Source organism: Enterobacter cloacae complex sp. P40C2 (genome assembly GCF_014930695.1).
Classification (GTDB): Bacteria; Pseudomonadota; Gammaproteobacteria; order Enterobacterales; family Enterobacteriaceae; genus Enterobacter; species Enterobacter pasteurii.
Genome location: NZ_JADBRP010000004.1, coordinates 191227 through 206800, shown reverse-complemented (window position 1 = coordinate 206800; position 15574 = coordinate 191227). Strand labels below are relative to the sequence as shown.

The 15574-nt window shown below is 56.2% G+C and carries 13 protein-coding genes; all 13 read left to right on the top strand.

The features are described from left to right. The first annotated feature begins 524 nt into the window (after window positions 1-524). The 13 genes from lrhA to nuoM all read left to right on the top strand — a co-directional run bounded on the left by lrhA (window position 525) and on the right by nuoM (window position 15569). Entirely contained in the window at window positions 525-1463 is a 939-nt protein-coding gene (gene lrhA, locus IM304_RS10280) for a transcriptional regulator LrhA (protein ID WP_148419924.1), read from the top strand. Window positions 1464-2093: 630 nt separating this feature from the next. Further along, complete coding sequence (gene nuoA / locus IM304_RS10275; RefSeq protein WP_003861475.1) at window positions 2094-2534, top strand: NADH-quinone oxidoreductase subunit NuoA; 441 nt, start codon at window positions 2094-2096, stop codon at window positions 2532-2534. A gap of 15 nt (window positions 2535-2549) precedes the next feature. Further along, window positions 2550-3224, top strand: a complete 675-nt coding sequence (nuoB, locus tag IM304_RS10270; RefSeq protein WP_003861482.1) for an NADH-quinone oxidoreductase subunit NuoB — start codon at window positions 2550-2552, stop codon at window positions 3222-3224. An 89-nt stretch (window positions 3225-3313) separates the two neighbouring features. Further along, window positions 3314-5116, top strand: a complete 1803-nt coding sequence (gene nuoC, locus IM304_RS10265; protein WP_148419923.1) for an NADH-quinone oxidoreductase subunit C/D — start codon at window positions 3314-3316, stop codon at window positions 5114-5116. Window positions 5117-5118: 2 nt separating this feature from the next. Beyond that, window positions 5119-5619 (top strand): NADH-quinone oxidoreductase subunit NuoE, encoded by a 501-nt coding sequence (gene nuoE, locus IM304_RS10260; protein ID WP_006176513.1) that lies wholly within the window; start codon window positions 5119-5121, stop codon window positions 5617-5619. Further along, window positions 5616-6953, top strand: coding sequence for an NADH-quinone oxidoreductase subunit NuoF (nuoF, locus tag IM304_RS10255; protein ID WP_148419922.1), 1338 nt, complete (start codon window positions 5616-5618; stop codon window positions 6951-6953). The genes nuoE and nuoF overlap by 4 nt, the downstream gene beginning before the upstream one ends. Before the next feature lie 54 nt (window positions 6954-7007). Next, window positions 7008-9731, top strand: coding sequence for an NADH-quinone oxidoreductase subunit NuoG (gene nuoG / locus IM304_RS10250; protein WP_193354545.1), 2724 nt, complete (start codon window positions 7008-7010; stop codon window positions 9729-9731). Continuing rightward, the gene (gene nuoH / locus IM304_RS10245) at window positions 9728-10705 is read left to right on the top strand and encodes an NADH-quinone oxidoreductase subunit NuoH (protein WP_003861490.1); all 978 of its coding nucleotides are present in this window, start codon (window positions 9728-9730) and stop codon (window positions 10703-10705) included. Before nuoG ends, nuoH begins: the two co-directional genes overlap by 4 nt. Window positions 10706-10718: 13 nt before the next feature. Then, on the top strand, window positions 10719-11261 hold the full coding sequence (nuoI, locus tag IM304_RS10240; protein WP_003861491.1) for an NADH-quinone oxidoreductase subunit NuoI: 543 nt from the start codon (window positions 10719-10721) through the stop codon (window positions 11259-11261). Between the two features lie 10 nt (window positions 11262-11271). After that, window positions 11272-11826 (top strand): NADH-quinone oxidoreductase subunit J, encoded by a 555-nt coding sequence (nuoJ, locus tag IM304_RS10235; RefSeq protein ID WP_148419920.1) that lies wholly within the window; start codon window positions 11272-11274, stop codon window positions 11824-11826. After that, window positions 11823-12125, top strand: a complete 303-nt coding sequence (gene nuoK, locus IM304_RS10230) for an NADH-quinone oxidoreductase subunit NuoK (protein WP_003861496.1) — start codon at window positions 11823-11825, stop codon at window positions 12123-12125. Before nuoJ ends, nuoK begins: the two co-directional genes overlap by 4 nt. Then, the gene (gene nuoL, locus IM304_RS10225) at window positions 12122-13963 is read left to right on the top strand and encodes an NADH-quinone oxidoreductase subunit L (protein ID WP_193354546.1); all 1842 of its coding nucleotides are present in this window, start codon (window positions 12122-12124) and stop codon (window positions 13961-13963) included. Before nuoK ends, nuoL begins: the two co-directional genes overlap by 4 nt. A gap of 76 nt (window positions 13964-14039) precedes the next feature. Then, on the top strand, window positions 14040-15569 hold the full coding sequence (gene nuoM, locus IM304_RS10220; protein ID WP_193354547.1) for an NADH-quinone oxidoreductase subunit M: 1530 nt from the start codon (window positions 14040-14042) through the stop codon (window positions 15567-15569). Window positions 15570-15574 lie beyond the last annotated feature (5 nt).

Sequence of the window (15574 nt, the reverse complement as noted above, 5' to 3'; positions counted from 1 at the left end):
TTATTATTAACGACGAAAATGCAACTTTCGTTAATTTTAATAAAAAGAGTTTAGCGGCTTATCGGTGGCGGTAAATCTGTAATATTGCAATAAGACTTATAAATATAGTGGATTTGGGTTAAGATGTGTTTCGGGAAAGCGGTTGCGCGATACGCCTGTTACGTATATCGGATTCTGCTTTCCTATATTAATCGATTGTTATTGTTGAAGTTATCTCTGGCTGAATTGGGTGAGTTACATCTTGCTGCGCTGACAACGCTGCGATATAGATAGCAGAAAACCTGTCTTACCCTATATGGAATTTACATCTACCTTCAGACAGCGAAATATCCTGAGCGCAAGAGAATAAAAATAACGTCATGAAACGTGATTTCTGACCGTTGATATACCGCAGTACAATAACTATCTGTCAGGCAGTCTGCCGGGCCGGGACGCGAGGGAAACTCTTCAGAAGGAATTGCTTAACTGTTACACACAGCTTAAACCCGGGCAGCTCCGTACGAGCAACCTGAAAGTGAAAAGATATGATAAATGCAAATCGTCCGATAATGAATCTCGACCTCGATCTGCTGAGAACGTTTGTTGCGGTCGCCGATCTCAACACTTTTGCAGCAGCTGCTGCCGCAGTTTGCCGTACCCAGTCCGCCGTGAGCCAGCAAATGCAGCGGCTGGAACAACTGGTTGGTAAAGAGCTTTTTGCGCGCCATGGGCGTAATAAGCTTTTAACGGAACATGGTATACAGCTTCTGGGTTATGCCAGAAAGATACTGCGCTTTAATGATGAAGCTTGTATGTCTTTAATGTTTAGCAACCTTCAGGGAGTGTTAACATTAGGGGCATCGGATGAATCAGCGGATACCATTTTACCTTTCCTTCTCAATCGTATTAGCTCGGTTTATCCGAAGCTTGCGTTGGACGTTAGCGTTAAACGCAATGCTTTTATCGTTGAGATGCTGAAAGAGAACGAGGTTGACCTGGTGGTCACCACGCATCGGCCCGGTCAGTTTGACTGCCTTACGCTGCGTACATCTCCCACGCACTGGTACTGTGCGGCGGAGTATGTACTGCAACAGGGTGAGCCAATACCCCTGGTCCTGCTGGACGATCCCAGCCCGTTCCGCGATATGGTGCTGGCCGCGCTTAACGAAGCCAATATTCCCTGGCGTCTGGCGTACGTGGCATCCACGCTTCCCGCCGTGCGGGCCGCGGTGAAGGCTGGACTTGGCGTAACGGCCCGTCCGGTTGAGATGATGAGCCCGGATCTGCGCGTTCTGGGTAAATCCGATGGCCTGCCATCGTTACCGGATACGGAGTACCTGCTTTGCCATAACGCCGCCAGCAACAACGAGCTGGCGAAAGTGGTGTTCGAGGCAATGGAAAACTACCATAATCCGTGGCAGTACGCGCATGTTACTCCCGAAGGAGGGGGCAACCCCCTGATCGTGGAAGGGGATTTTGAGTGATCGTTCCCTCAAAATTCTCGTAACAAAATGTAAGTGCAAAAAAGAGCCACTCGCATGATTTTTTCATGGAGTGGTTTTTTTTTGCTAATCATAACCGCGAGCGCTGTGTGGATAAGTCAAATACCCGTTATTTATCAACGCAGCATATGCTTTTGGTTAAGATGTAAACGATGGCCGTTCTAACTTCCCTCAACCCCCGTCGATGTTAAAAAAACAGGAAATATGTTGCTGTTTTTTTGATTGAATTAACAAAAGCGTGTCTCAGATCAAGAAAATACTCCTATTTGGGGGGAGGAATCGTTGGCAAATCCTGTCAAAATAGGAGGGTTATTTTTTTTACTTCCAAAACGGACACGATTCAACAAGATGCATTTGACGTAAAGTCACCTGGCCACCAAGGTTAAAGGGCATGTTTTGTTAATGAGAATCGCACGATGTAATTTAATGTGAAGAAACCTTTGTTAAAGTTGACAAAAGGTTATAGAAAGGAGTAAAAAACCCCATCATTTTGCTGTCTATGTCTCATTTCAGACAGTTAGTGTAAGGTTATTTGTTCCTCCCCATGAATCGATGTGATGCCCATCTGCCAGCAAGAGCAGTGTCGTCGGTATCACTTTTGATGAGTAAGCAATGAGTATGTCAACATCCACAGAAGTCATCGCTCATCACTGGGCATTCGCAATCTTTCTTATTGTAGCCATTGGCCTGTGCTGCCTGATGTTAGTCGGCGGCTGGTTCCTGGGCGGTCGCGCCCGCGCAAGGCACAAAAACACACCTTTTGAATCAGGTATTGATTCAGTAGGTACCGCTCGCTTACGCCTGTCTGCCAAGTTCTACCTGGTAGCCATGTTCTTCGTCATCTTCGACGTGGAAGCGCTTTACCTCTTCGCGTGGTCTACCTCGATTCGCGAAAGTGGTTGGGTGGGCTTTGTCGAGGCCGCAATTTTCATTTTAGTGTTACTGGCCGGTCTGGTTTATCTGGTGCGTATTGGCGCGCTGGACTGGACACCTGTGCGTTCACGCCGTGAACACATCAACCCGGAAAACAGTATCTCTAATCGTCAGCAGTAACAGCGAGGCAATAAGATGGATTATACGCTCACCCGCATAGATCCTAACGGTGAGAATGACCGTTACCCCCTGCAAAAACAGGAGATCGTAACCGACCCCCTGGAGCAAGAAGTCAACAAAAGCGTGTACATGGGCAAGCTCGAGCATGCCATGCACGACATGGTCAACTGGGGTCGTAAGAACTCCATCTGGCCATACAACTTTGGCCTTTCTTGCTGCTACGTTGAAATGGTGACGTCATTCACTGCGGTGCATGACGTTGCGCGTTTTGGAGCCGAGGTACTGCGTGCTTCCCCGCGTCAGGCTGACCTGATGGTGGTCGCCGGCACCTGCTTTACCAAGATGGCGCCTGTTATACAGCGTCTGTATGACCAGATGCTGGAGCCAAAATGGGTTATCTCCATGGGGGCATGTGCAAACTCGGGCGGTATGTACGACATTTATTCCGTTGTGCAGGGCGTTGATAAGTTCATTCCGGTGGATGTTTACATTCCTGGCTGCCCGCCGCGTCCGGAAGCCTATATGCAGGCGCTGATGCTGCTCCAGGAGTCCATTGGTAAAGAACGCCGCCCGCTCTCATGGGTTGTTGGCGATCAGGGTGTCTATCGCGCGAACATGCAGTCTGAGCGCGAGCGTAAACGTGGTGAACGTATTGCCGTCACCAACCTGCGTACGCCTGACGAAATTTAAATTGCGCCTGTGGGCCTGGAGAACACCTTCGCATATCACTACTCAAATAGCGCGAAGCCAGGCTTAACAGTCACCACGGACCATTTGCAATGGTGAACAATATGACCGACTTAACCGCGCAAGAAGCCGCCTGGCAGACCCGGGATCATCTCGATGACCCCGTCATTGGCGAACTGCGCAACCGTTTTGGGCCGGATGCCTTTACTGTTCAGGCCACCCGCACCGGGGTACCCGTTGTTTGGGTGAAGCGTGAGCAATTACTGGAAGTGGTCGATTTCCTCAAGAAATTGCCAAAGCCTTACGTCATGCTGTTTGACTTACACGGCATGGACGAACGTCTCAGAACGCACCGCCAGGGCCTCCCTGCTGCGGATTTTTCCGTTTTCTACCACCTGATCTCAATAGACCGCAACACGGATATCATGCTCAAGGTGGCATTGTCTGAAAACGACATGCATCTGCCGACGATCACCAAACTTTTCCCGAACGCCAACTGGTACGAGCGTGAAACCTGGGAAATGTTCGGCATGACCTTTGACGGCCACCCACATCTGACGCGCATCATGATGCCGCAGACCTGGACCGGCCACCCGCTGCGTAAAGACTATCCGGCCCGTGCAACCGAATTCGATCCGTTTGAGCTGACTAAAGCCAAGCAGGATCTGGAGATGGAAGCGCTGACCTTCAAGCCGGAAGACTGGGGCATGAAGCGCGGTACCGAAAACGAGGACTTCATGTTCCTCAACCTCGGTCCAAACCACCCGTCCGCGCACGGTGCGTTCCGTATTATTCTTCAGCTTGACGGCGAAGAGATTGTCGACTGCGTTCCTGACATTGGATACCACCACCGTGGTGCCGAGAAGATGGGCGAGCGTCAGTCCTGGCACAGCTACATTCCGTATACCGACCGTATCGAGTACCTCGGCGGCTGCGTAAACGAAATGCCGTACGTGCTGGCCGTTGAGAAACTGGCGGGCATCACCGTGCCGGATCGCGTTAACGTGATCCGCGTCATGCTGTCTGAACTGTTCCGTATTAACAGCCACCTGCTGTACATCTCCACGTTCATTCAGGACGTCGGCGCGATGACCCCGGTCTTCTTCGCCTTTACCGATCGTCAGAAAATCTACGATCTGGTGGAAGCGATTACCGGTTTCCGTATGCACCCGGCCTGGTTCCGTATCGGCGGTGTGGCACACGACCTGCCGCGCGGCTGGGACCGTCTGCTGCGTGAGTTCCTCGACTGGATGCCGAAGCGTCTGGCCTCTTACGAGAAAGCCGCGCTGCGTAACTCCATCCTGAAGGGCCGTTCCCAGGGCGTTGCTGCCTACGGCGCGAAAGAGGCGCTGGAGTGGGGGACCACGGGCGCAGGCCTGCGCGCAACCGGTATTGATTTCGACGTGCGTAAAGCCCGTCCTTACTCTGGCTACGAGAACTTCGACTTTGAAGTCCCGGTTGGCGGCGGCGTGTCCGACTGCTACACCCGCGTGATGCTGAAAGTGGAAGAGCTGCGCCAGAGTCTGCGCATCCTCGAGCAGTGCCTCAACAACATGCCGGAAGGCCCGTTCAAGGCGGATCACCCGCTGACGACGCCGCCGCCGAAAGAGCGCACGCTGCAACATATCGAAACCCTGATCACCCACTTCCTGCAGGTTTCCTGGGGCCCGGTCATGCCGGCACAAGAATCCTTCCAGATGATCGAAGCGACCAAGGGTATCAACAGTTACTACCTGACCAGCGACGGCAGCACCATGAGCTACCGTACCCGCGTGCGTACGCCGAGCTTTGCGCACCTTCAGCAGATCCCGTCCGCCATTCGCGGCAGCCTGGTCTCTGACCTGATTGTGTATCTGGGTAGTATCGATTTTGTTATGTCAGATGTGGACCGCTAATTATGCACGAGAATCAACAACCACAAACCGAGGCTTTTGAGCTGAGTGAAGCAGAGCGTGCCGCCATTGAGCACGAGATGCACCACTACGAAGACCCGCGTGCGGCGTCCATTGAAGCGCTGAAAATCGTACAGAAACAGCGTGGCTGGGTGCCGGATGGGGCGATCTACGAGATCGCAAAAGTGCTGGGTATTCCGGCGAGTGACGTAGAAGGCGTAGCCACGTTCTACAGCCAGATCTTCCGTCAGCCGGTAGGCCGCCATGTGATCCGCTACTGTGACAGCGTTGTCTGCCACATTACCGGCTATCAGGGCATTCAGGCTGCAATTGAGAAGAAGCTCAATATCAAGCCGGGCCAGACCACGTTCGATGGTCGCTTTACTCTGCTGCCAACCTGCTGCCTGGGTAACTGCGACAAGGGGCCGACCATGATGATTGATGAGGACACTCACAGCCATCTGACGCCGGAAGCGATTCCTGACCTGCTGGAGCAGTACAAATGAAAACTGTAATTCGTACTGCTGAGACGCATCCGCTGACCTGGCGTCTGCGCGATGACAAACAGCCGGTATGGCTCGACGAATACCAGAGCAAAAACGGCTATGCCGGGGCGCGTAAAGCCCTCGGCGGCATGGCGCCGGACGAGATCGTTAACGCGGTCAAAGAGTCTGGTCTGAAAGGCCGCGGCGGCGCGGGCTTCTCCACCGGTCTGAAGTGGAGCCTGATGCCAAAAGATGAATCCATGAACATCCGTTACCTGTTGTGTAACGCCGATGAAATGGAGCCGGGTACCTATAAAGACCGTCTGCTGATGGAGCAGCTGCCGCACCTGCTGGTGGAAGGCATGCTGATCTCCGCGTTCGCGCTGAAAGCGTACCGTGGCTACATCTTCCTGCGCGGTGAGTACATCGAAGCGGCAGAAAACCTGCGTCGCGCGATTGCCGAAGCCACCGAAGCCGGCCTGCTGGGTAAAAACATCCTGGGCACCGGGTTTGACTTCGAGCTGTTCGTGCACACCGGCGCAGGGCGCTATATCTGCGGTGAAGAAACCGCGCTGATTAACTCACTGGAAGGCCGCCGTGCGAACCCGCGCTCCAAGCCGCCGTTCCCGGCAAGCTCCGGCGTGTGGGGTAAACCGACCTGTGTGAACAACGTTGAAACCCTGTGCAACGTTCCGGCGATCCTCGCCAACGGCGTGGAGTGGTATCAGGGCATCTCTTCAAGTAAAGATGCCGGCACCAAGCTGATGGGCTTCTCCGGCCGCGTGAAAAACCCTGGCGTCTGGGAACTGCCGTTTGGCACCACCGCACGCGAAATTCTTGAAGACTACGCGGGCGGCATGCGCGATGGTCTGAAATTCAAAGCCTGGCAGCCGGGTGGGGCAGGGACCGACTTCCTGACCGAAGCCCACCTTGACCTGCCAATGGAATTCGAAAGCATTGGTAAAGCAGGCAGCCGTCTGGGTACGGCGCTGGCGATGGCCGTCGACCATGAGATCGGCATGGTGTCGCTGGTGCGTAACCTGGAAGAGTTCTTCGCCCGCGAGTCCTGCGGCTGGTGTACGCCGTGCCGTGACGGTCTGCCGTGGAGCGTGAAGATCCTGCGCGCAATCGAACGCGGCGAAGGTCAGCCTGGCGATATCGAGACGCTTGAGCAACTGTGTCGATTCTTAGGCCCAGGCAAAACCTTCTGTGCCCACGCACCGGGTGCCGTCGAGCCGCTGCAGAGCGCGATTAAATATTTCCGCGACGAATTCGAAGCAGGCATCAAGCAGCCGTTCAGCAATACCCATTCAATCAATGGTATTCAGCCGAACCTGCTGAAAGCGCGCTGGTAAAAACAGAATTTTGATTAACGCTCGGTTTCGACCGAGACAACTGGAAGCATGCTAATGGCTACGATTCATGTAGACGGCAAAGAATACGAAGTCAACGGGGCGGACAACCTGCTGGAAGCTTGTCTGTCTCTTGGCCTCGATATTCCGTACTTTTGCTGGCATCCGGCGCTGGGCAGCGTCGGTGCTTGCCGCCAGTGTGCGGTGAAGCAATATCAAAACGCGGAAGACACGCGTGGTCGCCTGGTGATGTCCTGTATGACGCCAGCCGCCGAAGGCACCTTTATTTCGATTGATGACGAAGAAGCCAAACAGTTCCGCGAAAGCGTGGTGGAGTGGCTGATGACCAACCACCCGCACGACTGTCCGGTTTGCGAAGAGGGCGGTAACTGCCACCTTCAGGATATGACCGTCATGACCGGTCACAGCTTCCGTCGCTATCGCTTTACCAAGCGTACCCACCGTAACCAGGATCTGGGGCCGTTCATCTCTCACGAAATGAACCGCTGCATCGCCTGCTACCGCTGCGTGCGTTACTACAAAGATTACGCAGACGGCCAGGATCTGGGCGTGTATGGCGCGCATGACAACGTCTACTTTGGTCGTCCGGAAGACGGTACGCTTGAGAGCGAATTCTCCGGTAACCTGGTAGAAATCTGTCCGACCGGCGTATTCACGGATAAAACGCACTCCGAGCGCTACAACCGTAAGTGGGACATGCAGTTTGCGCCAAGCATCTGCCAGCAGTGTTCGCTGGGCTGTAACACCAGCCCGGGCGAGCGCTACGGCGAACTGCGTCGCATCGAAAACCGCTACAACGGTACCGTTAACCACTACTTCCTGTGCGACCGCGGTCGTTTCGGCTATGGCTATGTGAACCTGAAGGACCGTCCGCGTCAGCCGGTTCAGCGCCGTGGCGACGACGTCATCACCCTCAACGCCGAGCAGGCGATGCAGGGCGCCGCGGATATTCTGCGCCAGTCGAAGAAAGTGATCGGTATCGGCTCCCCGCGCGCCAGCATCGAAAGCAACTTCGCGCTGCGCGAGCTGGTTGGGGCGGAAAACTTCTATACCGGTATCGCCCAGGGCGAACAGGAACGTCTCCAGCTGGTGCTGAAGGTGCTGCGTGAAGGCGGTATTCACACTCCTGCGCTGCGCGAAATCGAATCCTACGATGCGGTTCTGGTGCTGGGTGAAGACCTGACTCAGACCGGCGCTCGCGCGGCTCTGGCGGTTCGCCAGGCGGTGAAGGGTAAAGCGCGTGAAATGGCAGCCGCGCAGAAGGTGGCCGACTGGCAGATTGCGGCAATCCTCAACATCGGCCAGCGCGCGAAGCATCCCCTGTTTGTGACTAACGTTGACAATACCCGTCTGGACGACATCGCCGCGTGGACCTACTGCGCGCCGGTTGAAGATCAGGCGCGCCTTGGCTTTGCCATTGCCCACGCGCTGGACGGCAACTCTCCGGCCGTTGAGCTGGATCGCGACCTGCAAAACAAGGTCGACGTGATTGTTCAGGCGCTGGCGGGGGCGAAAAAGCCGCTGATTATCTCCGGGACCAACGCCGGAAGCGCCGAGATCATTCAGGCCGCAGCGAACGTTGCCAAAGCCCTGAAGGGCCGCGGTGCGGACGTCGGTGTGACCATGATTGCCCGTGCCGTGAACAGCATCGGTCTGGGCATGATTGGCGGCGGATCGCTGGAAGAAGCGTTAAGCGAACTGGAATCCGGTGCCGCTGACGCCGTTGTGGTGCTGGAAAACGATCTGCATCGCCACGCGTCTGCCGCACGCGTTGACGCCGCGCTCTCCAAAGCGCCGCTGGTGATGGTGATTGACCATCAGCGCACCGCGATTATGGACAAAGCGCACCTGGTGCTCTCTGCGGCAAGCTTCGCAGAAAGCGACGGTACGGTGATCAACAACGAAGGCCGCGCGCAGCGTTTCTTCCAGGTTTATGACCCGGCGTACTACGACAGCAACACCATCATGCTGGAAAGCTGGCGCTGGCTGCACTCCCTGCACAGCACCGTGCAGAGCCGCGAGGTGGACTGGACGCAGCTCGACCACGTTATCGATGCGGTAGTCGAAAAACTGCCTCAGCTGGCGGGCATTAAAGATGCCGCGCCTGAAGCAAGCTTCCGCATTCGCGGCCAGAAGCTGGCGCGTGAACCGCACCGTTACAGCGGCCGTACCGCAATGCGCGCCAACATCAGCGTGCACGAACCGCGCCAGCCGCAGGATAAAGACACCATGTTCGCCTTCTCCATGGAAGGGAACAACCAGCCGTCCGCGCCGCGTTCGCAAATCCCGTTTGCATGGGCGCCGGGCTGGAACTCCCCGCAGGCATGGAACAAGTTCCAGGCTGAAGTGGGCGGCTCCCTGCGCCACGGCGATCCGGGCGTGCGTCTGATTGAAGCCTCCGAAACCGGTCTGGACTTCTTCACCACCGTTCCGGCGAGCTTCCAGGCGCAGGAAGGGCACTGGCGTATTGCGCCGTACTACCATCTGTTTGGTAGCGACGAAATGTCCCAGCGTTCACCGGTATTCCAGCAGCGCATGCCGCAGCCGTACATCAAGCTCAACCCGGCGGATGCCGCGAAGCTTGGCGTTAACGCGGGCGCGAACGTTGCCTTTAGCTACGACGGCCAGACAATCAGCCTGCCGCTGATTATCTCTGAAAGCCTGACAGCAGGGCAGGTTGGTCTGCCGATGGGTATGCCAGGCATCGCGCCGGTACTGGCGGGTGCGCACCTTGATAACCTGCAGGAGGCACAAGCATGAGTTGGTTAACGCCGGATCTTATCGACATCCTGCTGAGCATTCTGAAAGCGGTTGTGATTCTGCTGGTGGTGGTCACCTGCGGTGCGTTCATGAGCTTTGGTGAACGTCGTCTTCTCGGTCTGTTCCAGAACCGTTACGGACCGAACCGCGTGGGCTGGGGTGGTTCACTCCAGCTGGTCGCGGACATGATCAAGATGTTCTTTAAAGAGGACTGGGTTCCGCGCTTCTCGGATCGCGTGATCTTTACTCTGGCACCGATGATCGCCTTCACCTCGCTGCTGCTGGCGTTTGCTATCGTTCCGGTCAGCCCGACCTGGGTGGTGGCTGACCTGAACATCGGCATTCTGTTCTTCCTGATGATGGCAGGCCTCGCGGTTTACGCGGTGCTGTTCGCAGGCTGGTCCAGTAACAACAAATACTCGCTGCTGGGTGCGATGCGTGCTTCCGCGCAGACCCTGAGCTACGAGGTGTTCCTGGGGCTCTCCCTGATGGGCGTGGTGGCGCAGGCCGGTTCATTTAACATGACCGACATCGTCAACAACCAGGCCGACATCTGGAACGTTATCCCGCAGTTCTTTGGGTTTATTACCTTTGCTATCGCGGGCGTGGCGGTGTGTCACCGTCACCCGTTTGACCAGCCAGAAGCCGAACAGGAACTGGCCGACGGTTACCACATTGAATATTCCGGCATGAAGTTCGGTCTGTTCTTCGTGGGCGAGTACATCGGTATCGTCACCATTTCCGCGTTGATGGTAACGCTGTTCTTTGGTGGCTGGCATGGCCCGTTCTTACCGCCGTTCATCTGGTTCGCGCTGAAAACCGCGTTCTTCATGATGATGTTCATTTTGATTCGCGCAGCGTTACCGCGTCCGCGTTATGACCAGGTAATGTCCTTCGGCTGGAAAGTGTGCCTGCCGCTGACGCTCGTCAACTTGTTGGTAACGGCGGCTGTCATTCTCTGGCAGCAGCCATAAGGGGCTATAGACCATGACCTTAAAAGAATTATTGGTAGGTTTCGGCACCCAGGTACGCAGTATCTGGATGATCGGCCTGCACGCGTTTGCCAAACGCGAAACCCGGATGTACCCGGAAGAGCCGGTATATCTGCCGCCGCGCTACCGTGGCCGTATCGTGCTGACGCGCGACCCGGACGGTTCCGAGCGCTGCGTTGCCTGTAACCTGTGTGCGGTAGCGTGCCCGGTCGGCTGTATCTCTCTGCAAAAAGCAGAGACGGTAGACGGCCGCTGGTATCCTGAGTTCTTCCGCATCAACTTCTCACGCTGCATCTTCTGCGGCCTGTGCGAAGAAGCGTGCCCAACCACGGCGATTCAGCTGACTCCAGACTTCGAGCTGGGTGAGTACAAGCGTCAGGATCTGGTGTACGAGAAAGAGGATCTGCTGATTTCCGGTCCGGGCAAATACCCGGAATATAACTTCTACCGGATGGCGGGTATGGCAATCGACGGCAAAGATAAGGGCGAAGCAGAGAACGAAGCTAAGCCTATCGACGTCAAGAGCCTGTTACCGTAAGGAGAGGGCAATGGAATTCGCTTTTTATATCTGTGGCCTTATCGCCATCCTGGCTACGCTACGAGTGATTACGCACACCAATCCGGTGCATGCGCTGCTGTATTTAATCATCTCGCTGCTGGCCATTTCCGGGGTGTTCTTCGCGCTGGGCGCGCACTTTGCGGGCGCGCTGGAAATCATCGTCTACGCCGGGGCCATTATGGTGCTGTTCGTGTTCGTGGTGATGATGCTGAACCTGGGCGGCTCTGAAATTGAGCAGGAACGTCAGTGGTTAAAACCGCAGGTGTGGATTGGCCCGGCAATTTTGTCGGCCATCATGCTGGCGGTGATTGTTTACGCCATTCTCGGCGTCAACGACCAGGGTATCGACGGTACGCCGATCGGCGCTAAAGAGGTCGGTATCACGCTCTTTGGCCCATACGTTCTGGCGGTTGAACTGGCTTCAATGCTGCTGCTGGCGGGTCTGGTTGTCGCCTTCCACGTCGGACGCGAAGAGCGTTCTGGCGAGGTGCTGAGCAACCGCACCGACGACCGCGCGAAAAGAAAAACGGAGGAGCGCGCATGATCCCCTTAACACATGGACTGATCCTCGCTGCGATTTTATTCGTTCTGGGCTTAACCGGTCTGGTTATCCGCCGCAATCTGCTGTTTATGCTGATTGGTCTGGAAATCATGATTAACGCTTCCGCGCTGGCCTTTGTGGTCGCCGGTAGCTACTGGGGCCAGACCGATGGTCAGGTGATGTACATTCTCGCCATCAGCCTCGCGGCTGCCGAAGCGAGTATTGGCCTGGCGCTGTTGCTGCAGCTCCATCGTCGCCGCCAGAACCTGAACATCGATTCAGTAAGTGAGTTGCGTGGATGAACATGCTTGCCTTAACCATTATTTTTCCGCTAATTGGCTACCTGCTGCTGTCGTTCTCGCGCGGCCGCTGGTCTGAAAATCTGTCTGCCACCGTCGGCATGGGCTCTGTTGGCCTGGCTGCTCTGGTGACGGCATATGCGGGTGTCGACTTCTTTAACAACGGGCGTCAGGCCTTCAGCGTGCCGCTGTGGAACTGGATGTCGGTCGGTAACTTTAACATCGGTTTTAACCTGGTGCTGGATGGTCTGTCTCTGACCATGCTCTCCGTGGTCACCGGCGTGGGCTTCCTGATCCACATGTTCGCCTCCTGGTATATGCGCGGTGAAGAGGGATACTCCCGCTTCTTCGCCTACACCAACCTGTTTATCGCCAGCATGGTGGTTCTGGTCCTGGCCGATAACCTGCTGCTGATGTATCTGGGCTGGGAAGGCGTGGGCCTGTGCTCTTACCTGCTGATCGGCTTCTACTACACCGATCCGAAGAATGGCGCAGCGGCCATGAAAGCGTTCGTCGTGACCCGCGTGGGTGACGTCTTCCTCGCGTTCGCGCTGTTCATTCTCTACAACGAACTGGGCACGCTGAACTTCCGCGAAATGGTGGAACTGGCGCCGGCGCACTTCGAAGCAGGCAATAACATGCTGTGGTGGGCGACGCTGATGCTGCTGGGTGGTGCCGTGGGTAAATCCGCGCAGCTGCCGCTTCAGACATGGCTGGCCGACGCGATGGCGGGTCCAACCCCGGTCTCTGCGCTGATCCACGCCGCAACCATGGTGACCGCCGGTGTTTACCTGATTGCGCGTACCCATGGCCTGTTCCTGATGACGCCTGAGATTCTGCATCTGGTGGGTATCGTTGGTGCGGTGACGCTGGTGCTGGCAGGCTTTGCCGCGCTGGTCCAGACCGACATCAAGCGCGTTCTCGCGTACTCCACCATGAGCCAGATTGGCTACATGTTCCTGGCGCTGGGCGTTCAGGCGTGGGACGCGGCCATTTTCCACCTGATGACGCACGCGTTCTTTAAAGCGCTGCTGTTCCTCTCATCCGGTTCGGTGATCCTGGCCTGCCACCACGAGCAGAATATCTTCAGGATGGGCGGACTGCGTAAGTCCATCCCGCTGGTTTATGTCTGCTTCCTGGTGGGCGGCGCGGCGCTGGCGGCACTGCCGCTGATTACCGCGGGCTTCTTCAGTAAGGACGAAATCCTTGCGGGTGCCATGGCGAATGGTCATATCAATCTGATGGTTGCGGGTCTGGTCGGTGCGTTCATGACCTCCCTGTATACCTTCCGTATGATTTTCATCGTATTCCACGGTAAAGAACAAATTCACGCTCACGCAGGGAAGGGGATCACCCATCACCTGCCGCTGATTGTGCTGCTGGTACTGTCCACCTTCGTTGGCGCGATGATTGTGCCACCGCTGCAGGGCGTACTGCCGGCGACAACCGAGCTTGAGCACGGTCGCGTTCTGACGCTTGAAATTACCTCCGGCGTGGTCGCAATTGCGGGCATCCTGATTGCTGCATGGCTGTGGCTGGGTAAACGCACGCTGGTGACTGCCGTTGCCAACAGTGCGCCAGGCCGTCTGCTGAGCACCTGGTGGTACAACGCGTGGGGCTTCGACTGGCTGTACGACATGATCTTCGTTAAGCCGTTCCTGGGCATTGCGTGGCTGCTGAAGCGCGACCCGCTGAACAGCCTGATGAACATCCCGGCGATCCTCTCTCGCTTCGCAGGTAAAGGCCTGCTGTTCAGCGAGAACGGTTATCTGCGCTGGTATGTGGCGTCCATGAGCATCGGTGCGGTTGTCGTGCTGGCGCTGCTGATGGTGTTGCGTTGATCGTTAAGTGAATTTTATTCGAATTCGTTGAAAATCAGGCCCCTGTTGGGGGCCTTAAAAAGGAATATAAATCGCCATGTTACTACCCTGGCTAATATTAATTCCCTTCATCGGCGGCTTCCTGTGCTGGCAGACTGAACGCTTTGGCGTGAAGATGCCGCGCTGGATCGCGCTGATCACCATGGGATTGACGCTCGCGCTTGGCCTGCAACTCTGGTTGCAGGGTGGCTACTCACTGACCCAGTCTGCGGGGCTTCCGCAGTGGCAGTCTGAGTTCATTTTGCCGTGGATCCCGCGTTTCGGCATCACGATCCACCTGGCCATTGACGGTCTGTCGCTGCTGATGGTGGTGCTGACCGGCCTGCTCGGCGTTCTGGCGGTACTGTGTTCCTGGCGTGAAATCGAAAAATACCAGGGCTTCTTCCACCTGAACCTGATGTGGATCCTGGGCGGCGTTATCGGCGTGTTCCTGGCCATCGACATGTTCCTGTTCTTCTTCTTCTGGGAGATGATGCTGGTGCCGATGTACTTCCTGATCGCGCTGTGGGGCCACAAGGCCTCCGACGGTAAAACGCGTATCACGGCGGCAACCAAGTTCTTCATCTACACCCAGGCGAGCGGTCTGGTGATGCTGATTGCTATCCTGGCGCTGGTGTTCGTGCACTACAACGCGACCGGCGTCTGGACCTTCAACTATGAAGACCTGCTGAAGACGCCGATGTCCCACGGCGTGGAATACCTGCTGATGCTGGGCTTCTTCATCGCCTTCGCGGTGAAAATGCCGGTGGTACCGCTGCACGGCTGGCTGCCGGACGCGCACTCCCAGGCGCCAACGGCGGGTTCCGTTGACCTGGCGGGTATCTTGCTGAAAACCGCGGCCTACGGTCTGCTGCGCTTCTCCCTGCCGCTGTTCCCGAACGCCTCCGCGGAGTTCGCACCGATTGCCATGTGGCTGGGTGTGATCGGTATCTTCTACGGCGCGTGGATGGCCTTCACGCAGTACGACATCAAACGTCTGATTGCTTACACCTCCGTTTCCCACATGGGCTTCGTGCTGATTGCTATTTACACCGGCAGCCAGCTGGCGTACCAGGGCGCGGTCATTCAGATGATTGCGCATGGTCTCTCCGCTGCGGGTCTCTTCATCCTGTGTGGTCAGCTGTACGAACGTCTGCATACCCGCGACATGCGTATGATGGGCGGCCTGTGGGGCAAAATGAAGTGGCTGCCAGCGCTTTCCATGTTCTTCGCGGTTGCCACCCTGGGGATGCCGGGTACCGGTAACTTCGTCGGCGAATTTATGATCCTGTTCGGCAGCTTCAAAGTGGTTCCGATGATCACCGTCATCTCCACCTTTGGCCTGGTGTTCGCTTCCGTGTACTCGCTGGCGATGCTGCATCGCGCTTACTTCGGTAAAGCGAAGAGCGAAATTGCTGCAAGAGAACTGCCGGGGATGTCGCTGCGCGAGCTGTTCATCATCCTGCTGCTGGTCGTACTGCTGGTGCTGCTGGGCTTCTATCCGCAGCCGATTCTGGATACCTCGCACTCCGCGATGGGTAATATCCAGCAGTGGTTTGTTAATTCTGCTTCTACTACAAGGCCGTAATTCGC